Source organism: Geomonas terrae, from assembly GCF_004791675.1.
Lineage (GTDB): Bacteria > Desulfobacterota > Desulfuromonadia > Geobacterales > Geobacteraceae > Geomonas > Geomonas edaphica.
In genome coordinates, this window is record NZ_SRSC01000002.1 from 955,673 (window position 1) to 982,283 (window position 26,611).

A 26,611-nucleotide genomic window follows, 5' to 3' on the forward strand; every position below is an offset into this window, starting at 1 on the left:
CATCTAGATCTTCCCCGTAAGCAGCGAGAGGATCACCACGATATCGCCGGTATCGATCCTGCCGTTGGGCTGCGAGGTGCCGTTCACGTAGGGGGCAAGGTCCAGGCGCAAAAGCTCCTCACTCCCCGGGGCAACCTGGCTCGAGGCAATCTGCAGCGCGAGCTGGGCATCCGCTATGGTGAGGGGCGCCGAGACCGTTGCAGGCGGGGTCGGGTCGGTGAGCTTGACGGCGTTGTAGACCGAGAAGGTGGCCGACGCGGAGCCGGTGTTGCCGGCTGCATCGTAGGCCCGGGCGCTCACGATATGGCTGCCGTTTGCAGCAAGTGTGCTGTTGAAGTCGAAGCTCACCGTGTTTTGGGCACCGCTGTAAACCGACGTCCCGTCGAGGTACAGCTCGAGCCTTGCGACCCCGACATCGTCCTTTGCGCTGGCGGAGATGGAGACCGTACCGCCGACGGCACTGGCCTGTGACGGGGTGACAAGGGATACCGTGGGGGAGATCACGTCCCCAGGCACGGAAACGGTGACCGCTTTCGATACCGCCTCGTTGCCGGAGACATCGACCGCCCTGGCGGCAAGGTCGTAGCTTCCCTTGGCCAGGGAGGCGACGTTCCAGGCGAAGCTGTAGGGGGGCTTGGCCGTCTCGAAGACCGGTACCCCGTTCACCAGGAACTGCACCCTAGCGATACCGGCGTTGTCGGTAGCCGAAGCGGTGACGGTCACCGTCCCGGAGACCGCATCGCTATTGGCCGGCGAGGTTATGCTGACAGTCGGGGGGAGCGCCTCCGGCACCGTGACGATGTTGGAGTAGACGCTCTCGGCACCAGAGGAGTTGTAGGCGGTCACCGCGAAATAGTAGGAGTTTGCCGGATCCAGCCCGCTTATCGTCGCAGAGGTGCTGTTTCTTCCGTCGACAGGGGCGTTACCCTCGATGGCCCCGGTCCCCTGAAACGGAAAGGCACCGGAGTTCGCCTGGTAATAGATGTGGTAACCCGCGAGGTCGGGGTCGGGGCTTGGGTCCCAGGCTAGCGAGACATCAGTGGCAAGAGAGGTGGCAGGGGCAACGATGAGTAGAATTGCAACAGACAACAAGGCGGAAAGGGCGGAAAAGGTGTTGGCTTTTCCATTAGATAGCATGCTCACTCCCATGACAGGCCTCGGCCGTACGCCTTTTTCGGAAGGGAGTGATAGGGGAAATGAAAAAAGCCGGGACCGCGACACCAGTACTTGGCATTTCGGCGACCCGGCTGTCTCAGAGAGACCCTGTAGGCTTTCCGTCCCACCCTCGCGGGTGGTTTAGTATTATCGTGTACCTGTATTCATTTTAGCTGGACGGGAAACCCCTCCATCGGGAGCGGATACTATTTGATTCATAAGAGAAAAGCAACAGTTTTTTTAAAGAAAGCGGCTAAAAACCGCGCGTTTAGCCGCGCAGCCGCGCTGGCACTACCGCGACACGTTCATGGCCTTGGTCCCCTTGTTCCCGGCGGCATCGTACGCCGCGACCGTGACGGTATGGTTTCCGGCGCCCACCTTGGTCGTGGCGCTGATGGAACCCGAGTTGGTCCCCAACAGCAGAACCCCGTCCAGGTAAACCTCCATCCGGACTACGGCCACGTTGTCCTGGGCCGACGCCGCCACCTTCAGGTTGGCATTTTTGAGATACGGAGAGGAAGGCAGCACCAGGTTGACGGACGGAGCAACGACATCGTTGGCGACGTTGACGGTCACGCTGGCGGAACCTGCATTTCCGGCGGCATCGGAGGCAATGGCAACCAGGGTGTGACTCCCGTTGCCTGCGGCTACCGTGTTCCAGTTATAGCTGATGGCACCCTGGTTCGCCGCGTATATGAGGCTTGAGTTATCGTAAAGTGCGAAAGATGTGACGCCGATGTTATCGGTGGCGCCGGCCGTCACGGTGACGGTGCCGCTGACCTGCTTGCTGTTGGCGGGAGCCGAAATGGTGACCGTCGGGACTGACGTGTCACCAGCTACGTAGACGACCTTCTCCGTGGTCCCCACGTTGCCGGCGGCATCGTAGGCCTTGGCCGAAAGGGTGTACTGCCCCGGGGGCATGGATGCGGTCTGCCAGTTGAACGCGCAAGGAGCCGTGCTCCCCGCTCCCAGCAGCGTGTTGCCCACGTAGAGCTCCACCTTCGTGACGCCGACGTTGTCCTGAGCGTCGACGCCTACGGAAACCGTACCGCTCAGGGTAGTGGTTGCGGACGAGACGGCGATATCCACCACAGGCGGGACCATCTCTTTTACCTGGACCACGTTGGAGTACGCACTTTCCGCGCCGCTCGAGTTGTAGGCGGTGACCGCGAAATAGTAGGAGCTGCCCGGGTCGAGGCCGCTGATGGAAGCGGTGGTGCTGTTAGCGACGTTCACGGGTGCCGCCCCTTCGACTGCGCCGTTGCCGGCAAAGGGGAGTGCCGAGGAGTTGGCCTGGTAGTAAACACGGTAACCGGCGAGATCAGGATCGGTGGACGGGTCCCACTGAAGGCTCACCGTTGCGGGAAAAGCTGCGGCAGGAACCAAAAGAAGGGGGAGAAGGAGCTGCAGAACGCGCTTGGTTTTCAACACGGACCTCCACGAGAGGTGGAGCCCGTGCTCAAGACGCAAAAAAACCGGGCACCGACCTGTAGTGCAGGCATTTCGGCGACCCGGCTGTCTCAGAGAGACCCAATAGGCTTTCCGTCCCACCCTCGCGGATGGTTTAGTATTGTCGTGTACCTAATTGTGCTCCTTCTTTAATCAAATTTAACGGCTGTCCGCAGTGATCCAGATCACATTTTTCACAAATAGGGCTTGCAGCTCTACCTCCAACGGGACATCACGCTGTATACCGCCAACTTCACGTATTCGATCCACAGGGGATGGCAGAGTTCCTGACTGCTGCGCAGTTCGGTGGCCGCGAAGGGAACAACGGCTACCGTTGCGGGAAGGGCATCCCGGAAGGCCATAAGCGCCCGCCGCATGTGCGGAGCCGAGCTCACGATCACCACCTGGCGGACTCCGGCATCAAGATGCGAGGCTAGGTTCGCAGCCTCGGTGCGGGTGCCGAAGAAGCCTTCCGCAGCCGGGATGACCCTGATCCGCTCTGCCGGCACTCCGCGCCAGACGAGGTAATCGACGTACCACCGCCCCCTGCTCCAGGAACGTCCCTCCCGCACGTTGTACTGGTCCCGGGCGGGGTTGTCCATCAGGTAGATGCTCGGCACCCTCCCCAGGTGCACCAGGTCGGCGGCGGCGTTCAGTCGCTCCCAGACGGTCTCGCCGCCGGCAAGTACATAGCAGGCGTCGCCGCGCGCTGCCGTCTCGGTGATAAACAGGGGGGCGGCGAGAAGAGCCCGTACCTCGGTAAACGAGGGGATGACCACAAAGATCAGAAATCCGCAGAAAAGTGCGGCTAGGAGTTTCAGGCGTGGCAGCTTCATCTCTCTGACGGTGTCCACATAACCAGGCGATTACCGCGCAGATAGCGCACCCAGGCGACGGCGATGGCCAGGTTCACCGTGGCAAAATAAAGGGGCAGCTTTACGGCAAGACTACGGGCCAGGGAGGGCCTTTTCCAGCCGGCAACGGCCAGGAGGTAGAAGATGCACTGGAGCAGGAATAGGAAAAGGTACGGCGGTGAGAAAGGCGCAAGAAAGGCGTTGATCAGCAGTGCCGCCGTCAGGAAAAAGGGTACCAGCCAGCGCAGCAGCTTGTGGCAGCAAAACTGGTAAGCGAAGAGGCCATAGCGAAACGGGTTCAGAAATTCCAGATTTTTGAAAAAGACGGTGATCCCCCGCAGGACAGTCCTGACCTTGCGGTCGAACTCGCGGCTGCTGTCCGCCACGTCCTGGTACAACCCGATCACCTCGGTGTCCCCCACTCCGCGCAGCCCCAGCCTCATGCTGTTCAAAAGTGTCCTGAAATCGCTCTGCATGTTCGGGGAGAAGTCGCGGCAGACCTCTTTTCTTGCTGCGAAGAAAGAGCCGCTCAGGCCGACCAGGGAATTCACCCTCCCCTCCAGATCGCGGAGCCACATCTCGTAGCGCACGTAGGCCCCCTCGCCGCACGGCTTTCCATCCCGCCCCACTACCCGGTCCACACTGCTCACGCAGCCGATCGTCGAGTCGGCGAAATTGGCCGTAATGCGGTACAGGCTGTCCGGCTCGATGATGGTCGCGGTATCGGAAAAGACCAGGATGTCCCCACGGGCGATGGCTACCGCCTCCTTCTGGGCATTCTCCTTGCCGCCGCGATCCTTAACCTCCAAAAGGACGACGCCCCGGCCTTGGTACTCCCTGACTATGTCGTTGGTACGGTCGGTGGATCCGTCCGAGGCAACCACCACCTGCAGCAGATCCGCGGGATAGTCTAGCGCCACCGTGTTTTCGAGCTTCTCCCGTATGCGCTTTTCCTCGTTGAATGCGGTGATGATGAAAGTCACAGGCGGTGTGATGGGAGCCTTCGCCACATTGCGGCGTCGAAGGTAGCTGAGGAGATACAGGGAGAGTGGGTAACCGAAGTAGGCCCAAAAGACAAGGAAGATAAATAAAAACAGGAGAATGGGCATGATGTGCTCCGGTGTCAGCCCGCCAGGAGTTCCCGGTAGACCCGTAGGTAGTCCTGCGCCATCTTTTCCGCAGAAAACCGCGCTAGGACTTTCCGGTGCGCCGCCCGGGACATGTCTTGCCGCAGTCGGGTGTCGTCGACTAGTTCGATGCAACGCCTGGCGAAGGCGGCGGGTTCTCTTTCCTTGACCAGGTACCCCTCCACGCCGTCGGCGAGGATCTCGCCGATCCCTCCGACAGCCGGGGCCACGACCGGCACGCCGCAGGCCAAAGCCTCGAGGATTATGTGGCACACCTTCATCATGCGGGAAATATAATCGACAGCGGGAATTATGCAATCTGAATCAAGCCAAGGCACAGGCGCACGCGATAGTCATAGCCTGCTCAACTTAAACCTTTCACACCGCTAATACCTTGACAAATCGAAACAAAATATAAAAAATAATACCATTGCAGGTGGGCAGAAAGCATTTAAACTTGACTCAAGCCTCCTCCATCCGCCCCAGCAAGCACCTGGTCCCACAGACTTAGCATGGCGACATCGCTGCACTGTCAGGCTGTAGTCTGACGAAATGGCACTGCAGAGCGGGACAGTACGCTTGCCTGCAGAAAGGAGTTGATAATGCAGAGCCCTAACCTGTTTCAAAGGATTTCCAGACGGGCCCTTGGACAGATACTGCTTGATGGCAAGTTCGTGTCCAAAAGGGACCTGAATAGAGCCCTACGGGAACAAAAAACCACTCACGAGCTGCTTGGAGGCGTTCTGGTCAGGATGGGGGTCTTAAGGCCTGAAGACGTGGCAGCCCCCCTCTCCATCCAGCAGCACCTGAACCAGATCGAGGATGCTGTCAAGCTGGCTGCAGGCGACCGGCAACTTCTGGGCGCACTGCTGGTGCAGTCGGGGCGGATAACCGCACAGCAGCTCGATGAAGCGATCGCCGAACAAAAACGGAGCGGTGAACGTCTTGGCGCAGTTTTCATGCGCCTGGGGATGCTCACGGAGCTGCAGCTTAAAGGCCTTCTCGATTGGCAACAGAACCAGCAGACCCCGACAGAAACCCCACTCCGACTGGGTGAATTGCTGGTCGCCACCGGCCACATCACCCGCGAACAGTTGGGGCGAGCACTCGCCAAACAGGGGGACAGCGGCAGGAAGCTCGGCGACATCCTGGTCGCCGAGGGGTACGTGCGCAGGAGCGAGGTCAACCGCGCGGTACGCCTGCAGAAGATGTGCGTCAACGCCGTCGTTGCCGCCATCATGGCGATGGGAATGAGCAGTGCCGCCTCGGCCTCCTCCGTGTCCCTGCAGTGGGACCCCTCACCGGACACCACCGTGGTTGGCTACAAGCTATATTATCAGGCCGACTCTGCGACTCAGCCTTTCCAGGGTCCCGCGCCTATCGACGTACAAAGCCTCACCAACGCCACCGTATCAAACCTCGACCCCTCCCACTCCTACAGTTTTGCCGTCACCGCGTACGATTCGGCGGGCGACGAAAGTGCATACTCGAACGTGGTCACTGTTGCCGAGATGCAGCCGCCGACGACCACCATCACCTACCCTTCAGCTTCGACCACCGTGGCGGGCACCGTATCGGTTACTGCAAGTGCCACCGACAACGTTGGGGTTACCAAGGTTGAGTTTTACGTAAACGGCGTGCTGAAGGCGAGCATCCCCTCCTCTCCCTACGTCTACTCCTGGGACACCAGCGGTCTTACCGCGGGAAGTTATACCCTGATGACCAAGGCCTATGACGCAGCGGGAAACATCGGGCAGTCCCAGAACATAACGGTGAACGTGGCAAACGACCTTACCGCGCCCACCGTTTCCCTCACCTCCCCCGGCAACAACGTGACGGTGAGCGGTCCAGTGAACATCGCCGCGAGCGCCAGCGACAACGTGGGGGTGAGCAGGGTCGAGTTCTACCTGAACAACGTACTTCTCTCCGCCACCAACATGTCTCCTTATTCGTACGCCTGGAACAGTGCAAGTGTAGCGAACGGGGTCTACACCTTAACGGCTAAGGCGTACGATGCCGCCGGCAATCTCGGGTTGTCACAAGCGCTCACCATCAACGTATCGAACGACCTCATCGCCCCGAGCGTCAGCCTCGCCTCGCCGCTTTCCGGGTCCACGGTGAGCGGCACCGTTGCGGTAACCGCCAACGCAAGCGACAACGTGGGTGTGAGCAAGGTGGAGTTCTACAGGAACAACGTGTTGCAGGCCACCGTCGCCACCGCCCCCTACAGTTACAACTGGGATACTAAGACGGTGACCAACGGCAGTTACACGCTGACGGCCAAGGCATACGATGCAGCGGGCAACGTGTCCGTATCGCAAAGCAGTTCCGTCAACGTATCGAACGCGGTTCCCGACACCATAGCCCCGACGGTTTCCATAACATCGCCAAGCAACAACAGTACGGTGAGCGGGACAGTGACGATCAGCGCAAGCGCCAGCGACAACGTCGGTGTCACGAAGGTCAATATTTATGTCGGCGGACAGTTAATGACGAGTCTGACCACTGCCCCTTACAATTATGCCTGGGACACGACAAAAATGACAAACAACAGTGTGTATGCTGTCACGGCAATAGCCTACGATGCGGCGGGGAATCAAAAGCAGGCATCCAACGTGTATGTGACAGTGAAGAACCGGAAGAAATGACATCCAGCGGCGGCTGTGCAGAAGGCGTCATTAGTGCGGCTTTCAGTCACAAAAAGCAGGAATGAGTTGAACCGCGCCTTCAACTTTTAAGGAGAACTGAGATGGAAAAAACACACAACTTGATAAACGGTAAGGCATTCATTACGTTTGCAATTATAGCCCATATGACTCTGTTCTCATCGGTTCTCTCTGCATCGGCAGCTGACCACTACGTTGCACCGACAGGCTCAGCGACCTGGGCTCTCTCCGTCAGCCAATCCACACCATGCTCGGTTTCAACCGCGATAGCCAACGCAGCAGCAGGCGACACTGTATACTTCTTCCCAGGAACCTATGCAACTGGGATGCAGAGTTCAAACTACCACATACCAATACTGAACCCATCCAATTCCGGAACTGCAGGTGCTCCCATTGTGTTCAAGAGTCTGGTACCCTTTGGCGCAATTTTACAAGGCACACCCTATACCGGAACGCAAACGGCAGCCATTATAGGTGCTTACAACAAGACGTATGTAACATGGGATGGTTTTATCGTAACGACGCAGAACTCGAGTACTGCTGCACTAGTACAGATCGACAATTCCAATTACATCACGATACAAAATTGTGAATTAATAGGGGGCACCTTTTCAAACAGTGGCAATAACGTTGCAGGTGTAATAGTCCTCGACAGCAGTTATTGTTCGGTCAATAACAACTACATACACGGTTACATCGATCCAAACAACAACCATAACACTGCTGGAATATGGACTTGCAATTCTGTTGGAAACCACTTTTTCAATAATACTTTTTACAACAATACTGAGAACATTTATTCCAAATACAAAAGCGACAGCGACGTTTACAACAACAACCTTCTCGGTCCCCTGGCGAACCTCTCAACGAATGCAAACTTTTATGTACAGAACTACAATGGTCTTGTGACTAGCCTGTCAATTTATCAGAACATAGTAATAGGCGGCGGTTACGGGATTTCTCTCGACACCAGTCAGAATGCTGGCAACACTGCCAAGATCTACAATAATACTTTTTATGGTCAAAGCATCGGGGCCATGGGTGTCGGTACGAAATTAACCACAACATGGTCATTTTATAACAACATAGTTGCCGGAAGTCCGCAGCAGAGTGTAATTTGGACATACTCAGCAGCTAACCCGGGCCAACTCGACTTCAACAATTATTATAGTTCGGGGAAATATTCTGCAAGGGTTTATGACACAGTATGTACGGCAACGACTTTGGGCAATTGGCAAACCACGTGCAAATATGATCTCAACAGCGTCACTACAGATCCAGGATTCGTAAACCCAGGAGGAAACAAAGCTTCCGACTATAAACGTAAGTCATACCCGTCAAACGGCATCAATGGCAGCGTGATGGGGGCGTATCTAACGGGCACGGAGGTAATTGGAGTCTCAGTTATTCCTCCTAGAAACCTTGGAATCACTACAGTACAGTGACGGACAACCAAGTGTGTAAGCTTCAACGAGAGAAGTGAGCGAGACAGGCTTATCTGGATTTTTGTTTGGTACAAACTACGAGGTATCCTTCGCCCAGGAATGCAAGGTTGGTTTTACACAGTTGTTCCAGTTTATCCCCGAGCCTCGTGGTAGCTTTCGGGAAAAACTTATCCAGAGGCCGTGGCCAAGGCATGAAGTGGAAAAACTCCGCCGCCAAAACTTCGAAGCCCGCCTGCCTCAGACTTTTTCTGAATCGGCTCGGCCTATGACGACGGACTCTGAAACTTCTCGGTAGCACCGGTTCTTTTCCCAACCGTGTCCAGATACGGTTAAAGCAACGTAAGAACATGTGCCTTCTTTTCAGGAATTCGACGATGAAGTCGAGGGAATTGACGGGAGACCATGCATTCGTTACTGAAATCAGGAGGAACCCTCCCGGACGCAGGACTCTGTACATTTCCTGCAAAACTAACTGGTCCGTATCCAGGTATTCGATGACACCGGTAGAGCAGACAAGATCGAACGAGTCGTCGCTGTAGGGCAAAGAGTCTATGCTTCCTTGTTTAAGCGATACAGGGTAGGCTTCCCCTAAGGACTCCATCCTTTCAGCCGTACGGGCCAGCATGTTTTCAGAGACATCTAGCCCGGAGACCCAGAGCTCGCGCCGTGCCAGGGCTTCCACCAACGCTCCAGGGCCGCAACCTGCATCCAGAACTTTAGCGCCCCGAGACAAGGACAGCCGATCAACATTCCGAAGCACAGCTTCCAGCCGCACTGTCATGAAGGTTCTGACGGATCCCCCGTAATGCTTGGACTGATAGTCCCCCACATTTTGGTCGAAGAATTCAGTCACCTTTTGCCTGCTCATACGCCCCTCCCTCGCAAACAAGCCAGCCATCTTCGCGCAGGCGTCATCTCTTAATCTCACTCCCCAGGCCGCAGAGCCTTTCATAGCTCTCGCACAAATCCTTTCCGATCGAGTCATAAGCGTAATTGGAAAGCACCAATTTTCTGGCATTCCCTCCAATAACACCTCTTAAACTCGAGTCGGCGAAAAGCTCACGTATTCTCGAAACGAACTCCTCAGCAGTGGTTGCCAACATGATGTTTTCGCCATGTTTGGCATTGATGCCCTCACAGGCGATGGGGTGAGCTACGACCGCCTTGCCCATGGCAAAAGCATCAAGCAGCTTCAGTTTAGTCCCCCCGCCATCAGTAATGGGGCAGACATAGACGGTGGCTTCTTCAAGGTACGGCCGGACGTCACTGACAAATCCAAAAAATGTGATGGATGGATCTAATTGGGCAAGGTCTAACAGCGATCGGGGCGGATGCGCCCCAACAACGTGAAGCTTGGCATCAGGAACCTCACGCTTGAGCGCCGGCCATACAGCGCTTATGAAATAGCGCATTGCCTCTACATTCGGGTACCAGTTCATAGACCCCACGAATATCACTGTCTTGTCAGCGGTACTGCGCCCTGATGGACAAAAGTACAAAGGATCGACGCCATTTGGCATCACTTTTACATAAAGGCCCGGGTCAACCTTGAGAAGCCTACGGGCATCAAGTTCGGAACAGGTGATATGAAGATCGAAGTGGGAACAAACTTTTCTTTCGTATGACCGAAGGCGAAGCCCCTCCTGCCAGTAATAGGGCCGTGCCAGCAGATGTGCGTTCTCCGCCCTTCTTAACATCATATGTGATTCTATATTGTGGTGATCCAACACAGTCTTAACGCTTGGGCAAAACAAGCGGTATGGCGCCAAACTTATGGTATCAAAATGTATGATATCGTAACGGTTTTCCGCAACAAGGCGTGAGAGGGCCTTTGAGTACAACGGAGAGCTGAGCCAGTTGATGGAATACGGTTTCTTAGTAAAAAGGCTTTTTGCGGCAAGGAAATATTTACCCAGTGGACGCTGCTCCGACGGGATGGGGATAAACTCCACATGTTTGCAAAATGCTGAGAGGGCTTGGCGCGTATCCGCTATTCCGGACTCATAGGAGGGATAAAAAGTCTCAAGATATCCCATTTGAACAAAGGATAGTAAATCCACGTCATGGACTCTTGCTAGCTGCAACAACAGATTGTAGCTGCGCAAGAGAACCCCTGCTTTGGGCGGATAAGGGATCAGATGTGAAAGCCAAAGAATTCTCACTGAGTACCCCGCTGTTTAGGGCCAAGCAACCGGTCGTAGAGTTCACAGTACTGGGCTGTCATTCGGCTCGAGCTGAACTGTTCGACCACGGTTCTCCTTGCCTGTCGCCCAAGCTTGGCAACCAAAGATGGATTTGCCAGCAAAGTCTCTATTGCTGCAGCAAGCCCGTCAGTATCACAGGGGTGTACCAACAAACCGTTGGTACCAGATGTGACAAGGTTTTTGGCATCACCCACTTTAGAGGCAATAACAGCCTTCCCACAAGCCATCGCCTCCAAAAGGGCCATCGGTAACCCTTCCTGCAACGACGGGAGAAGAAATATATCGATCATGGAAAGTATTTTCCGAACATCACTGCGCCGTCCGAGAAAAAGCACTCTTGATCCTAATCCGGCCTGTGAAACACGTGCCTTCAGAACACTATCAAGAGGGCCATCGCCGACTATGAGAAGCTTGACATCTTCACTACCGATTCTTGATAACGCCTGAAGAGCTAGTTCATGGTTCTTTTCAGGGGTGAGGCTCGAAATCATGCCCAAAACGGTGCAGCCAGAATTAAAGCCTAATTCACTCGCCAAGTCACTTGGCTTTGCGCCAATATCGAAGGCGGCGACATCAACACCATTAGAGACCTTCACTGCCCCCGTGATTCCTACCTCCCTCATCTCGGTGACAATTTCATCAGAAACACCTGTTACCAGATCAAACATACGCAGCAATCTGATGTCCAAGGCTTTATAAATTCGCAACGACACGGATGTGGTCTTCCACAGGTGGTTCGTTGCAATCATAGGGACATCGATCCTGCTGAGGATAGCGTAAAAATCTTCCTTGTATCCGTGACAGTGGACGAGATCGATCTTAGAGCCGGCGACAAACCGCCTGATCTCTAAGGCACAGGCGAGATCCAACTTACCTTTGCATTTAAAACCGGTCGTTGAAAGGCCAAGCTCCTTTGCTGTCAACATGAACTCCGCCTTCGCATCTCTGACATCGTTCAAAGTACCGACTATCGAATGGTACCCGAAGGCATCGGAGTGCTTTGCCAATTCAATGATCACGTTTTCGGCGCCCAAAACGCCTCCCGAACTCCGCAGATGGAGGACCTTGCGGGGGGGGACGGCCAGTGTCTCGGCAATGTCAGCGTCTTTAGAAACCATCCAAACTCCGTGAGCCATGCCCTTAGGGGGTGAAACTTTTAATTGCGAAAGATGCATCCATTAAGGAGATATTTCTCAAACACACAATGAGCGCGGTCAGATACCAGAAAATCGGATAGTAAAGAACAGAAAGAAATGATGCAGCCGCGAAAAATCCCATCAGCGAGGCCAAAAGAGCAGTTGACATGGATACATAGAACCTTTGCTGCAATGCCTCGTGAGGATAACGCTTTACGGCAAAAACATCCTTGAAGTTCCTATAGACGAGGGCAAAGTAAAGGTATGCCCCTATGACTCCAGTTTCCGGAAGCAAAGTAAACCAAAGGGAGTGGGCAACCCTTCCCCACATGTCGCGCCGCAGGTCGGTCGACTGATACTCTGAGAAGTGCCTAGGGAAATTGTTGCCTCCTACGCCCAGCGGTCTGTCCAAGAACATCTTCCACGCGGCATTCCAAGAAAGGATCCTTTCATTTGCAGTCCCCTCCGAGGTAGCTGTTATCGTCAGCATCTTCGCCTTGTAGTCGTCATCAGTCATATAAGTGAAAGCTAATGCGACTAAAAGGGTGATGGATATAAGCAAAAGCTTCCGTTTCCCAAAAATCCAGTACACCGCTGCCATGACGATTAATCCGACAAGTGATCCCCTTGACTTTGTCATAACAATGGCTGCCAGGGAAACAATGACAGAAAGGGCCCACAAGGCCTGCCCTTTTCTGGATGTAGCCTGTGAGAGTAGGAAAAATGTGAACGGCAGAAAACTCACCAGATATAACCCAACGTCGTTTTCGTCACCCACCGAACCGCCTGGACCACGACCTGAATGAGTCAGGGCGTACACACCAATAAAAAGAAAGAGCAGGCACAAGAACTTGCATACACTTTCGATTTTTTCGCGCGAGTCTATGATAACGAGGCAAGACAAAACGACCGGCACGAACAAGGAAACACCAAGAGCAGTGTTGAACGCTGCACGAGGGGCGGTAGCGAACGGTACGTAACAGAAAAGGAGGACTACAAAAAGAAGGAAATTTCTAGTCTGAGGCAACCCCTTGACAAAACTGTCAGTCAGATCCCCACTGGATACAAGAAAAGCCATCAGGACCACCGTCATTAGTGCACCGGGCCAGACATGGGAAAGAAAAGGGAAAAGATCCTGCAGTCTGCCAAGATCAACGCACAGATACACAGCAACAGCAACGAGCCATTTATTTTTGAAACCGCTGTTATCCTTCAATGCAATTCCTCTCGTTTGTTTTTCACATCGTCATAGAAGTCGACGACATGCTTGAAGTACGCCTCCCAGCAAAATTCTCTTGCTGCACGAAGCTGCCCGGCACGACCGAGTTGGTACCTCACCTCTGGGCAGACAATCAGGGTTTCCATCTTTTCGGCAAGAGCATCTATATCAGAAGGCTCTACCAAAATTCCATCTACACCGTCGGCAATAACAGTGGGTATACCATCCACGCGGGACCCGATACGAGCCTTTCCTGCAGACATCGCCTCCAGCAGGACCCGCCCCATAGCCTCCGTTCGTGATGGCAGCACTAAAAACCCGCACCGTCCAATATGATCTGGCATCTCGCACGAAGGTACCGGGGGGTGATAAACTATCCTCGGATGCCCGCCAATCTCGTCATTAAGTTCAGCGGGATCAGGGTACCATCCCAAAATCTTCAAATACCAATCCGGATGACGGCCTGATATTCGCTTGAAAGCCTTTATGAGTACATCTACACCCTTTAACTTGAACGGAAACCCTACGAATAGAATTTCTTTTCGTTCCTCTATGTTTTTAAACAGTTCGGTATTAGTATAATTGGAAAAAGATCTTATTATTTTATTTTTTCTGTTTATTTTAAAAGGTTCGAGTTGTTCAGGATAGGTGAGTTTTATTCCACATGCGCGTGATAAAACAAACTGGGCGAGCAATGGAAATAAAAGGGCGCGAAACCTCGGAGACAATTTGTTAGTAGCTCCTTCCCAAACATGCGATGAGGTATAAACACCGTTGAGTTCGACAATAAGCTTAGCATTCAGGATAATCTTAGCTACGTACCCAATAACACCGGTGAGAAGAGGGTCGTAAGCAACTACAATATCGATGTTTTTCAAGGCCAGGATTTTTCTGAGGCAGAACAACACAAAGCGTAGCCGTCCTCCGAAACCATCGATGTGCTTACAGGCGCAGCACTGAAAACCGCCGACGGAAATATCCACTGGCGAACTGGAAGCGGTCAAGACGTAGCCTGAGAAAACCTCGGACAAAAGCCTGTACCTCCGTTGGAAGTGATCCGAGGTCATGCCATATACCGGGCCCGGGAAGATATAAAGGATTTTCATGCATTCACCCTACGGCCGGCTTTGCGAGAGCGACGAAGTCGGCCGTCATCCTCTCCCAAGTGAAGTTTTGCTGCACCTTTTTCTTTAAGTTACTCCCCAGCATAACGATCTCCTCACCTCCTGATATGAACTGCAGCATAAGAGCCAAGAGCTGGGATTCATCTGCAACGGAGAAAAGCCTTCCATCCACTGTATCTGTTATGATCTCCGGCACTCCCCCTGTCCGTGAGGCAATAACCGGGAGCCCGCACAAACCTGCTTCCAAAATGGCGATACCGAAAGCCTCTTTTCTGCTCGGCAGGACAAAAAAGCGTGCATGCTTGTAAAAACCAGGCATCTGCTTTCTGGGGATATTGGTAAAAAAAAGTATTTGTTCAGTAAGGCCTTCCTTCTGCACGAGGCGTTTGAGTACTTCAAGATAGGGCGTGTCTCGACCAACAAACAATAAATGCAAACGGTGCTTTGTAAGGTGAAAGGATTTTGCGAAGGCTGAAATCAGGATATCCTGCCCCTTATTTTCCTCGAAAGTTCCCACGCTGAGGATATAGTCGCTGTAGGGGGGGGGAGTCTCGCAGATAGAGTCCTCAATGCACAAAGAGGCGCCATTGTGAATGACAGTCACAGCATCTGAAGGAAGGTCCAGTCCCTGGATTACCTTCTCTTTCAAGGAGTACGAACAGGTAGTCACCCCGTCGGCGGCAGCCAAAATCCGCTCCCAAGCTGCACGCTCGAGCTCTCCCGCATAGACGATCTCGTCAATGTCTCTGCCATGGAAGGAGATTATCAGGGTGAAGGGTGCCTGAGGAGCGCGGACGGCAGCACCGAAGCAGGAGCACGTCGAAAGACACGGGAAGTGCACATTGACTACGCCGACATTATACAGCCGCAAAAGCAGGGAGATGATAGCGGCATTTGCGCGTTTCGCCATACGACTAGAGAATTTCGTCCCTCCGAAAGCTTCCGGGTACAGTCGTTGCCGAATGGTCCGCACGTCACCGCGGGAAAAACGAGGGATGAATGAGGACCATGAATTAATCAAGATTACCGGCCGGAACACCCCCCCCTTTTCCAATTGTCGATATAGCTGATAGGCAACTTCGTTCACTCCACCCACTTCCGAAATGTCCCATGGCAAAACAATAAGGTATGTCTTTTTCGGCCTTGCCACTGCGGGAAACAGCTTACGAAGATCGGAGAACAGGGCGGAACGTAGCTGCTGGAACTGCGGATTCCTATCAACGAGAAGGTAAGAGCAATAGACAACACAACCAGTACTGATGAGCACCAACAGATTGAGCTCAGTTTTTGCTTTGAGGGGCATGGACAGTAGCAGGACCAGCACAAACATGATAACTGAACCAACCGCCCCCGTCTCGACATAAGAATAGACTTCATAAATGCTTACTTTCAGGAATGAGGTGGCAAGGGAGAAGGATAGAATGAACTCGATCAGGCTGAAGAAAAAGTAGGCCCACGCAACCCCTTCTATTCCGAATCGTACCCCCGCAAAACATAACCCGGCGAAAGACACGCCGGAAAATAGCAGCCGCAGCGTATAGCTACGGTATTGTCCGACCCCAATGTTAAAGCTGGCAAGAACCCCTCCGAAGGATTTAAGCACGAACGCCGCACAGAGGATGCGCAAAGGCGTGAGCATTTCCTGCCATTGGGGTCCGAGCAGGATATGAACGAGGTGTCCCGAGACAGCGATCAGGCCGAGGTACAAAGGCCCCGAGACCAGAGCGGTCAGCAAAAAGGCCTTGGCGAACTGCCGCCTGAGTTCCTCATTGTTTGCCCTGCTGCGGCTGAAAGCGGAGAACATAACTGAGTTTATGTTCATGAGTATGCTTTCTGAGGGCGTTACCGCGATGTTGAGCGCCTTGTCGTAAAGCCCGAGCGGGTAGGTGCCGAGCATCCTGCCGATAACCAGCGTATCGATATGCCTGATGGCAAAGTTGATCTGACTTTTGGCAAAGTTCCAGAGCCCGAAACGCCAAATGGGCCTAAGAAGTGAATTACTGAGCCTAACAACCGGTAGCCACCTGGAGACGGCACACAATAAGATCGTGAATAAAAATAACGGTACGATCTGGCCAAGAGCTAGCGACCAAAACCCGAACCCCATATAGGCCAGCACCAGGGAAAGCACCCCGGTCGCGAGGTTATGAAGCGATTCTATGGTCGCGAGGGCCTTGAACCTCATCTGGGATCTTAATATCGCGTGGGAAATCCCGTAAAAGGTCGACAAAATGAAGTACGCGCACATCACCTTGATCGCCATTTCACAGCGCGGCTCTCTGAAAAAGGCGGAAAGTTTCCGTGCAGATGCAAAGAAAACCAAGGCCATAATAACCGAAACGGTGAGATCTATGGTGAAAATGGAATTGATGGTCATCCTGCAGGTGATGTTTTGTTGCACGATGGTTTCATTCATGCCAACGTTTGTGATCTGGTTGGCGTAGGCAATAATCATCATCACGATAGCCATAATGCCGAAATCCGACGGGTTCAAGAGCCTGGCGACTACAATCGACAGGGCGAAAGAGATCACCTTCAACGGCAACCTCAACATAGTGTTCCAATAAAGACTGTCCTTGACAGACGTCATACTCGATAACCTTGTCGCAGGATTCTGCAGATCAGCGTCTTGAATTCCAGTGAAATCCGCTCGCGCGAGAAAAGAGCCAACGTTTCAGGGTCTGCATACCCCTTTGTGGCACCGAGGCTGGCGTCTGCCATGGCAGCTTCGAGACGTTCCGCAACTGTCCGGGCCGAAGCGTCAGTAACGATATAGGAGCTTTTGTTGTAGGTCCGAATGAGGCGTTCGGCTTCACCTGGCGGAATGACGGCTAAGAACGGCACATTGAGTGCGATGCCTTCAAAAAGCTTGGTACTCAACATAGGCTGAACGATCCTTAGCAACTGCAGGTGCGAGCGTTTTATCACATGCAAGGCTTCGGCGTACGGAATGCTATCGTGTAAAATGACTACATCTTCTAAACCATATTTTTTAATATATTTTTGCAATCCACTGCCTGTGCCGTAAAAGCTCATCTCAAAATTGTTATGACAAATAACACTTTTCTTTTTTAAGATGCTTAGTCCTTCAAACAAAAAATCACATTCTAGCTCAAAATAAAAATTACCAGTATAAACAACCGTGAACTTCTTGTATTTATTGTCAATTACCAATTCAGAAAGTATATTGTCGTCAAATCCGTTGTAGAATGTCTTTATTTTTTTCTTTACCACAGGAAACTGTTCTACAAAAAGCTGCTCCGTCTCCTTAGTGGTCACGGCAAAGACGTCGCACGCCTTAAGCAACTGATGTGTATACCATTTATTACAGGGCTTTCTGAACTTGGACGTAACAAAAGCAGTTTTCTGGTACCTACTGATATCCAGACCAAAGGGGTCACGGTAGTCTATGACCAAAGGAAGACCCGTGAGTTTTTTGAGTATGACTCCGACAAGGCCTGAACTAAAAGGCGAACAGGAGACGTAGATCAAGTCCACCTTCTTCCTTCGGATTATGAACCACCCACTAAGGATGGCAAGAGGAACCCAACCTATGAAAATATCAGGAAAGGCAAAAAAGTCGTATAGATAATTCCTTTTAAGGGTGATGCCTGTAAGGCTCAGCAGCCTACAGATGCCACCGTTCAGCTTGCCGAGAACCTTGTACATGTTGAACAGCGAGTAGGCATAGACGACATCTATACCGGCAGGGACATCCCCTCCCCCTACCGAGCAGTAGGTGCGGTCCGGATTTCTGACACTGAGGACCACGGGGTTCCATCCATATTTTTTCCAATACACAGATAACGCGACACTGCGCTTGCACCCCACGTCTTTGAGAGGCGGGTAGTAGTAGCAGACCATCAAAACATTTTTCGGCGAAGACTCGCTATCAGCTTTCAACGCCCCACCTATACCGCTCATAAACGTTGCCCCGCCTTGCTAACTTTCTACCGAAGTAAATCACACGGTAGATTCGAAGAAGACACAGCTGGGAAAACCAGTAGTGCACTTACTTTCACAAGAAATGAAGAGGAACGAACTAACGTCCTCCTAGGTACAATTCGCTGTATTTATTGGTCATAACCTCAGATGAAAACTTTTGAATCACTATACTTCTTGCTTTACGAGCGAACTTTTCCCTCAGACTGCCGCTGGACAAGAGGGTGGACACGGCCTCGGCCAGCTTTAAAGGGTCCGCAGGAGGTACCAGCAGAGCACTAGTCATGTGCTCCAGGACATCTGGTACCCCCCCGACGTGCGAGGCAACGATGGGACAGCCGCTAGCCATGGCCTCCAGAATACCGATGGGGAGCCCCTCTGACTCCGACGGCAAGACATATACGTCAAGCAGCTTGAGCAGTTGCGGCACGTCACCGCGTGCCCCTGTAAATACGACATGTTTTGAAATACCTAGCCGATTGCACTCCTGCTCCAGAAAATCTTTTATGGATCCGTCTCCCACTATCAGGAGGGTAAGCCTAGGGTGCCTTCCTAGCACCGCCGGCATCGCACGCAGCAGGTGCTCAACACCCTTCACCGGTTCCAGCCGAGCTATGACGCCGATGAGCGGTGTATCCTGCGCAACCCCCAATTCTCTTCTTTTCTGAATACAGTCAACACCGCATGAGAAGCGCTCTAGATCGACTCCGTTTTCAATAGTAAGCAGTTTTGAGTCCGGGATCTTCTCATATGCATGCAGGTTCGCCGTTGTATGAGTAGAAACCCCGACGACCTTGTGCACAAAGTGACTCATCAACCACTCCATAAACATGTAGCGGGCTTTATCAGGAAACTCTCTAGCATGGTCGGTGTGGATGATTCTATGTTTCTGAAGGCTGAGTAAAGACCCCAATGTACCATCTAAGAGAGGCTGGGTGTTGTGAGTATGGATTACATCAACCGGGTATTGCTTCAGTATTTTGGCTACTTTTAGGAAAGAGAGGTAATCAGTACCTGGCGAAACCGGCTGCGGTAACAGCACGACGGGAACGCCCAAGGTTCCCAGTTCACCAGCCAAAGGACCGAGGCTCCTGAGGCAGAGAACTACAAACTCGAAAGCCTGCCTATCGGCGGTACGGCAAAGGGTTACCAACATCTGCTGGAGGCCACCAATCGCCAGGTCGTGGGTTATGTGCAGGATGCGTAACGGCGCCATCGAACCCACCATACCTCTACCGTTCGACCGGCCAGGCAGCAGGCAGCGAGTCGAGAAGCTTGCCGGCGAATACCCTGACATGCTGCTTAGCCTGAGCCACGTTGCCGTCAGCGGCTGCTTGAGAAATCTGGATGTAAGCACCATCGTCTTTATTATGCATAACTCTGTTCACCAACCGGCCTAGATTCTGATAAAGGCTGCTCGAGGCAACCGTAGTCCCGCCAGTCTGATACCAATGGAGCAGCACCGTGTTGAGTTCATCTTTGCGGGCAACTATAACGTTAACTCTTGCGGTTTTACCCGTAGACATCGTGCAGTCGATCGTTCCAGTTTCGACTATCGCCGAACCGGCGCTGGGAAGACATGAGTATGGGTTATGTCCAGTCCGCCCCCCCTTCGCCGTCCCGTAATAGCCGATGTAGAGGTCTATGACTCTGCCGTCGGCGGAACGATAATGACGGTAGATATTTTTGTCCGCGTTCAACTCCTTGTAGACCGACTCGGGAAAGGTGTCCTCGACGGCGTGGTAACCATCGATCTCCATAGGGAGCTTTTCCAGGTTCGTGGCGACCACTACCGGGACGGGACGGTAGGCCAAAAGGCTGCTGACTGCTCCGGTCAGAACCAGCAGAATCAATGCCGTTACGAAGCTAGCGTTTCTCATCACGCCACCTTTTTCCTGTTCAACAGCTTATACAGCCCCCCGAGCACGGCGAGACCGAACACGAAGACGATGATCCCGGAGAACTCGTGCAGAAATCCGCGCGCCACCTTGTCACCGAAGAAGTGGGCCAAAATGCCGGTGCCGGTGATCCTGATGATGTTGGCGGTCATGGCGATGGGGACCGCCGCCAGCACCATGACGACGCGCCGCTTCCACGTGGCCTGCGACATGTAGGCAAAGATGGTCCCCAGCATGGTGAGGGACATGATGGAGCGGACCCCGCTGCACGCCTCGGCCACCTCGAGCTGGGTTCCGACGAAAAAAAGCATGTTCCCCTCCCGGTACACCGGGATGGAGCAGTGCTCGATGAGCTTCGCGGACACCTTGGTGGCCATGAGCTGCAGCGGCATGGAGACCAGCCCAATCACGGAGACCGGCACCGGAACCATGAAGAGCAGGAACAGGACGGGAAAGGCCAGAATCCGCCCCCAGGCGCTCCCGGTGCAGAACCACAACAGGCCAAAAAGGGAAAGCACCATGGCGACCCGCGCCGGAAAGGCGACCCCCCCCGCGAAACTGAGCAGGAAAACGGCGAGACCGGCAACGAGAACCACTGCCCCCCACTTCGAGGAGTCGATCTCGGCGCTCAGAAGTTCGTCCTTTTTCTGCCAGATGAGGTAGAGCGCTATGAGCGGCACCAGAAAACCGTGGTTGTTGTCGGAATGGCCGGCCCAGTCCCGCACCATCTCGGGGACGACAGGGTAAAAGACCAGGAACCAGAGACCAAGTAGCAGGGCCAATTTTATTTTGTCGTTTCGTGCCAGTACCATCACCAGATCTCCCGGTACGTCTCAGTTCCCGCCCTCGCCTGCCCCGGAGTTAAGCAGATCCGCTATCCGCCGCAGGTCTTTTTCCGTCACATATGGGTGCAAGGGTAGCGAAACGAGGCGCTTAGCCACCTGCTCGGCCTGCGGAGCCGGACCGCCCAAGAGCGTCCCTCTCAGTTCGGCGATCCCGGTTACCGCGTCGGGGTAGACCAGCGCCACCCCGAGCCCCTCTTCCTCACTCATCTCGATCAAGCGTCTCCGCTTGGCCTCGTCCACGAGCACCGGGAACCTGATCAAGTTAGGAATCGCCCCCTTGGACCGTGCCGTGGCTTTCACCCCGGCCTTTTCCAGGAATACCGCTTTCCTCAGGCGCGTCTCGCGCAGCCGGGCAAGTCTCTCCTGCCACCCCCTGGCAAGCCCCGCCTGGAACGCCCCCAGCCGCTTCATGGAGAACCGCGGGTCGAAGCGGGTCTCCCCCAACCTCAGAAAGGGGAGCGCCTTTGGCAGCCAGAAGAGGCCGGGTCGGACCAGCAGGGAGAGCGCAAGCGCGTAGCAGAACGCCAGCAGGAAATCGCCCCACCCTTCGCGCGGCAGCCCACGGACCGCCCGCGTCACGGCGTCGCCAAGTGTTGTGTCTCCGGTCAGGATGATGCCGCCTGACACAGTGGAGAAGGCCTTGCCGCGCCCGAGACTGAAGAGAGCTATATCCCCCAGGGTGCCGATTTTTCTCCCGCCGACCTCCCCTCCCATCGCCTGGGCCGCATCCTCCACCACGAAGATGCCGCGAGGAGAAGCGAGTTCCTTCAGCCGGTCCACATCTGCTGGAAACCCGAAAAGATGTGCTGACACGGCGCACAGCACGCGCCCGCTGTCGAGCGCCCCCTCGAGTTTCTCCCAGTCGTAATCGAGGGTCGCCGGGTCAATGTCACAGGGGAGCACCTTAAGCCCCGCCCTGGTCACCGCGGCCGGGACCGAGTAGCAGGTGTAGGCGGGAATGACGACCTCTTCCCGTTCCGGATGCAACTCCTTCAAAGCGGTCAGGATGACGGTCAAGGCCGTCCTTCCCGAATTGACAAGGGATACGTGGCTGACCTCGTAATACTCCCGCAATTCCGTCTCGAAACTCGCAACGGCCTTCATGCCAGAGGCGAGGTCCGCAAGACCGGAAAGAATCTCCCTAAAGGAAATCGGTACCGCCGCTGGGGGGAGGGTTCTACCTACGCGCATCACGCCCCTCATCTATGGGATGTTCCTGACGATGGCCGGTCCCAAAAGCCGGGTGAGCGCCACGGGGAGCCTCCGCCACCCTTGCACCGCGAGGCGGAACTTCGGGTTGGCCGGGTTCAGATCAGGAAGCTCCGCTCCTGGTCGCAAAAGGTACTGCCAGTAAAGGGGCACAGGCTCGGCACCCCACTGCTTCTTGAAGAGGTACGTCCCTTCGCCCGGGGTAGAACGCCCGAAGTCGAAGCTGCGTGCCCCATCGCCGATGGCGAGCCTGATCGCCTCCCAGTAGAGCATGTTGTTGGGGCAACACTCCCGGAAATCGCGATTGGAGGAGGCCCAGGGGACTTCGACCCTGTCGCGGAAACGGGTCATGATGCCCGAGGCGATGGCTTCGCCGCCGCGCAGGACGGAGATGACGCGGGGTTCTACTTCTCGGGCATGCAGGACGTTCTCGAAGAACTCCCGTCCGTACACCGGGGTCCCCAAGTCGCGCATGTTGCGGCAGAACACCCGATAGAACCCGTCGAGGAGCTCAGCGCCCCCTACCGTCACCTCCAGCTCGCTTTTTTGCGCCTTTCTCACCTGGTTCCTGAGCTTCGGGCTGAAACGCCCCCACTGGCTCTCGGAGTCTGGGGCGAGGTCCAGGACCATGGTCACCTTGTGGCTGCGGGTGGCAAGTCCTGGGAGAGGATCCGCCAGGTGGCGCAGTTCAAGGTACGAAGCGTCACACTCCGCCATGACGAGTTCCCCCTCTTTCAGGAGGGCGGATCTCCCGGCGGGGTCGCTGCAAAGAAGCCCTCCGTAATTGAAAAAGGGAACGGAGACCAGAAAATTGCCAAAGAGCCTGCTTTTCATGTGGATGATCGGGAGCACCCCGACGGTCCTGCCGCCGGAACGTGCCAGCAGGTAGTACCCACGGTGTCCGAAGCTCTCCTCAACCACCTTTTTCCAGAGGTAACGATGATAGCTGGTCGCTGCGGGATGCGAGGCCACGAAGTCGTCCCACTCCGTCCCGTCCCCCCCGTAGAGCTCGACCGATAGCCCGCTCACGAATACACCCCGCCGGGGGCGCCGGGAAGCCCCTCCCCACTTCCCACCATGGCCGCGAAGACCTCACTCATGGTGCCGAAGCGGACGCCGGAAAGGAGCGTCCTCAGCTTCCCTTCGGTCTTGTCCAGGTTCAGGTAGTGCCTGAAGCGGGACTTGAGCCCGGCCCGGATACGCGGCTGCCCCGGGTCCATCTCCCAGGGATGAAAGTAAAGCACCGCGGGCTCCCCTTCCCTTTCGTTGATCGACTCGATGCAGCGCCAAAGGAGGGAGACGGGGAAGAGCCTCAGGTACCCTCCCCCCGCAACCGGCAGGAGGTACTGGTGTCCTGCCACCCGCAACGGGTAGGTGCTAAGCGGGAACTCCCTGATCACTCCGCCGGCGCGCCGGATCAGGTGCGGGAATCGCGGCGCGCCGGGAAGACCGTAGATGTCGTGGTAGACCGGGAAAATGCTCGAGTCGAACTCGAACCCCTCCTCGACGAGGACGTCGAGGGCCCAAAGTGACTGCCTCGTGATCGAGTAACTCGGGGCACGGTAACCAGCCACCCGGTTGCCGGTCACGTCCTCCAAAAGCGCCTTGGCGCCGCGCACGTCCTCGCGAAACTTTTCCTTACCCAGGCGGTATACCAACTGGTGGCCGTAGCCGTGGCAGGCGATCTCGTGCCCCCGCGCACCGATCTCGCGCACGAGGGCGGGGCAGCGCTTTGCCACCCAGCCGAGGACGAAGAAGGTTCCCTTGACGCCGAAGGAGTCGAAAAGCTCCAGCACCCGACGCGTGTTCGCTTCCACCCGCAACGGATATTCGTCCCACTTTTCGCGGTCCACGTAACGTTCGAAGGCCGAAACCTGGAAGTAATCCTCGACGTCTACGGTGAGCGCGTTCAGCATGGTGGTCACCTGGTGATCCGCATCTCGACTATGGCACGGTTCACCTCGACGGAACCTGCAGCGCTGTCGAGGTTGTCGCGGTAGCTTATGTGCGTGTAGTTCGCCGCGAGCACGACATTGCTGCTCAGGGTGTAATCAAATCCAGCTCCGGCGGTCAGGTGGTAGGGGTAATCCCTGGGAAGCGTGCTGTCTAAGCGGTCCCCGGAGAGGTTCAGGTTCGCCGTCAGGTCGGAACGAAGCTCGTATCGGCCGGTAAGGCCGAAAAAGACCTTCCTCTCGACGTCGCGCGGCACCTGTTGCTCCTTCTCGTATTTCGACCAGGAGGCGGTGAAACTCGCGAAACCGCGCGGGAAGTTGCGGCTTAAGGTGGCGTAGTGGTTTATGTTCCTGGTGGAAAGCGTCTGCGGGTCCTCGGTGTACTGCACCTTGGTCCCGATAGCCGCAACCAGAAGACCGAAATCCCGGCTGGCCCCGAGGTCCCAGAAGGGGTCGCTCTTGTTCAGGCCGCTGTCGAAGGACTGCCAGTCGTAGCCTCCCTTGGCGTACAGGAAATTCCCCGTGCCGAAGTCGTATTTGAGCCCGGCGAATGCCTCGTGGCGGTCGAGAGCGTCTGCATCGGATTTAACGCGGGCGAAGCTGTAACCTGCAGAAAGAACGAGCCCGGAACTTATCTCGTGACTCCATTCGGCATAACCGTCGTGCTCCGTCTTGTCGACCCCATCGCCTCCCCAGTAGCGGGTGTCGCGGTAACGGTAACCGGTTTTCAGGGTGGAACTGTCGGAAAGATGCCAGGTTAAAAAAGGCGAGACGATGGCGTTATTCTGCAGCGTCTGATTGACGACAAGGCTCTCGCCGGTGAGGTCACGCGCCAACTCGGAGGAGACCCGGCTGTAGGTGTCGGAGAGGTCCACGTGGAAGAAGTCGTCGAAGAAGCGGAGGTTGCCCAGCATGGCGGCGCGGTGGTCGAACTGGTCGCTGCGGCTATTCTTCGCGAAATAGCGGTAGTCGACGCCGTAGGAGAGACTGGTAGTGTACCCCCCCCCCTCGGCCGACAGCGCGATGGTCGGCTGTACGCGGGTCACGAAATCCGTTTTCTCCCGGTGGGCGGTCTGGAACAGGTTGTCGTTGTACTCCTCACTGAGCGAAAGCGAAGGGGTAACGCGGAAATCGGCTGCTAGGGCCGGGGAGGTGGCCAGAACTGATGCGGCGAAAAAGGTCGCCGCGGTGCGGCGTGTCGGAAAGGTCCCTGTCATTTTTTCACCCCGATATTGCTGACTCCGTCCATCAATCGGCGCGCGAAGCTCGCGGCGGCTGGACGCCCCGCGGAGGAGAGGACCAGGCTCTCGATAGCGTAGGAGACCGTCTCCAACTGCTCCGCGATGCCGGTAACCTTCTTCTCGTTACTCTCGATGCGCCTCGAAAACTCCCCATGCATCCGCTGCATCGCTTCCTCGAAGCTCTTCAGGGCCCTGGGGAGGCGCTCACCCAGGTCCTCCTCGATAACCTCCAGGCGCCCCTCGACCCGCGCGAGCGTTTCGCCACCGGCCTCGTTCACGGGCTCTGGCGCACCAACCCGAGCGGGGAACCCCACTCCCCAATAGGTGCGCTCGAAATCGAGATCGTCGGCCACCTCGTGCGTCATCGCGGCGGTGACGGTGCGCACCTCGTCGGCGAAGGCCGCGAGCAGCAGGAAGTCGCAGATGATGTTCACGAGCCTCGGAATGCCGCGGCTGAAGCCGTGGACCAGGTCGAGCGCCTCCTCGGTGAAGACTACGGCCTCCCGGTTCCCCGCTACCTCCATCCGATGCATGATGTAGGCGGTCGTCTCGTCACGCGAGAGCGCGGTCAGGTGGCAGCTGACGCTGATCCTTTGGCGCAGCTGCATGAGTTCGGGCCCCGCCATGGTGTCGCGCAGTTCGGGCTGCCCCACGAGGACGATTTGCAGAAGCTTGTTGTGCGAGCTCTCGAGGTTTGAGAGCAGACGCACCTCCTCCAGGAGCTCCGCATCCAGGTTCTGCGCCTCGTCGATGACGAGGATCGGCGCGTTCCCCTTCGCGTACTGCTCCAAAAGGAAGTCGTTCAGGTCGCGGATCAGGGCCACCTTGTCCTTACCCGAGACGTCGAGGCCGAAGTCGTCGTTTATCATTGCGAGGAGCTGTTCGACGCTGACGCGCGTGTTGAACACCTTGGCAAGCACCACGCGCTCGTACTTCTTGCCGATCAGGTCCCTGATCAGGGTGGTCTTGCCGCTTCCCACGTCGCCGGTCAGAAGAAGGAACCCGGCCCGCTCCCTGATGCCGTAATCGAGGTAGGTGACCGCCTTTTTGTGCGACCGGGAGAGGAAGATGAAGTCCGGGTCCGGCACGAGCTCGAAGGGCTTTCTGGTGAAGTTGAAGAATTCCTCGTACATAACAGCTCCCGG

The 26,611-nt window shown here is 55.3% G+C and carries 22 protein-coding genes and 2 riboswitches; of the genes, 2 read left to right on the top strand and 20 right to left on the bottom strand.

The features are described 5' to 3' along the window. Nucleotides 1-3: 3 nt before the first annotated feature. The 5 genes from E4633_RS11295 to E4633_RS11315 all read right to left on the bottom strand — a co-directional run bounded on the left by E4633_RS11295 (nt 4) and on the right by E4633_RS11315 (nt 4,860). Entirely contained in the window at nt 4-1,137 is a 1,134-nt protein-coding gene (locus tag E4633_RS11295) for an Ig-like domain-containing protein (protein ID WP_162604975.1), read from the bottom strand. A 97-nt stretch (nt 1,138-1,234) separates the two neighbouring features. Next, a riboswitch (cyclic di-GMP riboswitch) is annotated at nt 1,235-1,311 on the bottom strand. Between the two features lie 135 nt (nt 1,312-1,446). Then, nucleotides 1,447-2,583 (bottom strand): Ig-like domain-containing protein, encoded by a 1,137-nt coding sequence (locus E4633_RS11300; protein WP_135870335.1) that lies wholly within the window; start codon nt 2,581-2,583, stop codon nt 1,447-1,449. 74 nt (nt 2,584-2,657) lie between these two features. After that, nucleotides 2,658-2,734, bottom strand: a riboswitch (cyclic di-GMP riboswitch). Between the two features lie 85 nt (nt 2,735-2,819). Beyond that, nucleotides 2,820-3,440, bottom strand: coding sequence for a YdcF family protein (locus E4633_RS11305; RefSeq protein ID WP_135870336.1), 621 nt, complete (start codon nt 3,438-3,440; stop codon nt 2,820-2,822). Beyond that, complete coding sequence (locus E4633_RS11310; protein WP_135870337.1) at nt 3,437-4,567, bottom strand: glycosyltransferase family 2 protein; 1,131 nt, start codon at nt 4,565-4,567, stop codon at nt 3,437-3,439. Before E4633_RS11310 ends, E4633_RS11305 begins: the two co-directional genes overlap by 4 nt. A gap of 14 nt (nt 4,568-4,581) precedes the next feature. Continuing rightward, nucleotides 4,582-4,860 carry a glycosyltransferase gene (locus E4633_RS11315; protein WP_246038038.1) on the bottom strand — a complete coding sequence of 93 codons (279 nt, stop codon included), beginning with the start codon at nt 4,858-4,860 and terminating at the stop codon, nt 4,582-4,584. A 477-nt stretch (nt 4,861-5,337) separates the two neighbouring features. On the opposite strand from E4633_RS11315, the gene E4633_RS11320 reads away from it, so the two are divergent. Both E4633_RS11320 and E4633_RS11325 read left to right on the top strand, forming a co-directional pair. Beyond that, the gene (locus E4633_RS11320) at nt 5,338-7,233 is read left to right on the top strand and encodes an Ig-like domain-containing protein (RefSeq protein WP_162604976.1); all 1,896 of its coding nucleotides are present in this window, start codon (nt 5,338-5,340) and stop codon (nt 7,231-7,233) included. 101 nt (nt 7,234-7,334) lie between these two features. After that, a complete protein-coding gene (locus E4633_RS11325; protein ID WP_135870340.1) occupies nt 7,335-8,696 on the top strand; it encodes a right-handed parallel beta-helix repeat-containing protein in 1,362 nt (453 codons plus the stop codon). Nucleotides 8,697-8,745: 49 nt separating this feature from the next. On the opposite strand, the gene E4633_RS11330 is transcribed toward E4633_RS11325, so the two are convergent. From E4633_RS11330 to E4633_RS11400, 15 genes are all read right to left on the bottom strand, one after another. Beyond that, nucleotides 8,746-9,564 (bottom strand): class I SAM-dependent methyltransferase, encoded by an 819-nt coding sequence (locus E4633_RS11330; RefSeq protein WP_162604977.1) that lies wholly within the window; start codon nt 9,562-9,564, stop codon nt 8,746-8,748. Between the two features lie 43 nt (nt 9,565-9,607). Continuing rightward, nucleotides 9,608-10,858: a glycosyltransferase family 4 protein gene (locus E4633_RS11335; protein WP_135870342.1), complete on the bottom strand. Its 1,251-nt coding sequence runs from the start codon at nt 10,856-10,858 to the stop codon at nt 9,608-9,610. Then, nucleotides 10,855-12,018 carry a glycosyltransferase family 4 protein gene (locus tag E4633_RS11340; protein ID WP_162604978.1) on the bottom strand — a complete coding sequence of 388 codons (1,164 nt, stop codon included), beginning with the start codon at nt 12,016-12,018 and terminating at the stop codon, nt 10,855-10,857. The genes E4633_RS11335 and E4633_RS11340 overlap by 4 nt, the downstream gene beginning before the upstream one ends. 22 nt (nt 12,019-12,040) lie before the next feature. After that, a complete protein-coding gene (locus E4633_RS11345; RefSeq protein ID WP_135870344.1) occupies nt 12,041-13,252 on the bottom strand; it encodes an O-antigen ligase family protein in 1,212 nt (403 codons plus the stop codon). Then, entirely contained in the window at nt 13,249-14,361 is a 1,113-nt protein-coding gene (locus E4633_RS11350; protein WP_135870345.1) for a glycosyltransferase family 4 protein, read from the bottom strand. The genes E4633_RS11345 and E4633_RS11350 overlap by 4 nt, the downstream gene beginning before the upstream one ends. 4 nt (nt 14,362-14,365) lie before the next feature. Beyond that, complete coding sequence (locus E4633_RS11355; protein WP_246038063.1) at nt 14,366-16,891, bottom strand: oligosaccharide flippase family protein; 2,526 nt, start codon at nt 16,889-16,891, stop codon at nt 14,366-14,368. 74 nt (nt 16,892-16,965) lie between these two features. Further along, on the bottom strand, nt 16,966-18,303 hold the full coding sequence (locus E4633_RS11360) for a glycosyltransferase (protein WP_135870347.1): 1,338 nt from the start codon (nt 18,301-18,303) through the stop codon (nt 16,966-16,968). Nucleotides 18,304-18,421: 118 nt separating this feature from the next. Further along, the gene (locus E4633_RS11365; RefSeq protein ID WP_162604980.1) at nt 18,422-19,537 is read right to left on the bottom strand and encodes a glycosyltransferase; all 1,116 of its coding nucleotides are present in this window, start codon (nt 19,535-19,537) and stop codon (nt 18,422-18,424) included. A 16-nt stretch (nt 19,538-19,553) separates the two neighbouring features. Continuing rightward, a complete protein-coding gene (locus tag E4633_RS11370; RefSeq protein WP_135870349.1) occupies nt 19,554-20,201 on the bottom strand; it encodes an exosortase C-terminal domain/associated protein EpsI in 648 nt (215 codons plus the stop codon). Then, entirely contained in the window at nt 20,201-21,031 is an 831-nt protein-coding gene (gene xrtA / locus E4633_RS11375) for an exosortase A (RefSeq protein ID WP_135870350.1), read from the bottom strand. The genes E4633_RS11370 and xrtA overlap by 1 nt, the downstream gene beginning before the upstream one ends. Nucleotides 21,032-21,052: 21 nt before the next feature. Then, the gene (locus E4633_RS11380) at nt 21,053-22,255 is read right to left on the bottom strand and encodes a DegT/DnrJ/EryC1/StrS family aminotransferase (protein WP_135870351.1); all 1,203 of its coding nucleotides are present in this window, start codon (nt 22,253-22,255) and stop codon (nt 21,053-21,055) included. 12 nt (nt 22,256-22,267) lie between these two features. Continuing rightward, nucleotides 22,268-23,302: a FemAB family XrtA/PEP-CTERM system-associated protein gene (locus tag E4633_RS11385; RefSeq protein ID WP_135870352.1), complete on the bottom strand. Its 1,035-nt coding sequence runs from the start codon at nt 23,300-23,302 to the stop codon at nt 22,268-22,270. Further along, on the bottom strand, nt 23,299-24,189 hold the full coding sequence (locus E4633_RS11390; RefSeq protein ID WP_135870353.1) for an XrtA system polysaccharide deacetylase: 891 nt from the start codon (nt 24,187-24,189) through the stop codon (nt 23,299-23,301). Before E4633_RS11390 ends, E4633_RS11385 begins: the two co-directional genes overlap by 4 nt. Nucleotides 24,190-24,194: 5 nt before the next feature. After that, nucleotides 24,195-25,442: a TIGR03016 family PEP-CTERM system-associated outer membrane protein gene (locus E4633_RS11395; protein ID WP_135870354.1), complete on the bottom strand. Its 1,248-nt coding sequence runs from the start codon at nt 25,440-25,442 to the stop codon at nt 24,195-24,197. After that, the gene (locus E4633_RS11400) at nt 25,439-26,599 is read right to left on the bottom strand and encodes an XrtA/PEP-CTERM system-associated ATPase (protein ID WP_135870355.1); all 1,161 of its coding nucleotides are present in this window, start codon (nt 26,597-26,599) and stop codon (nt 25,439-25,441) included. Before E4633_RS11400 ends, E4633_RS11395 begins: the two co-directional genes overlap by 4 nt. Nucleotides 26,600-26,611: the final 12 nt, after the last annotated feature.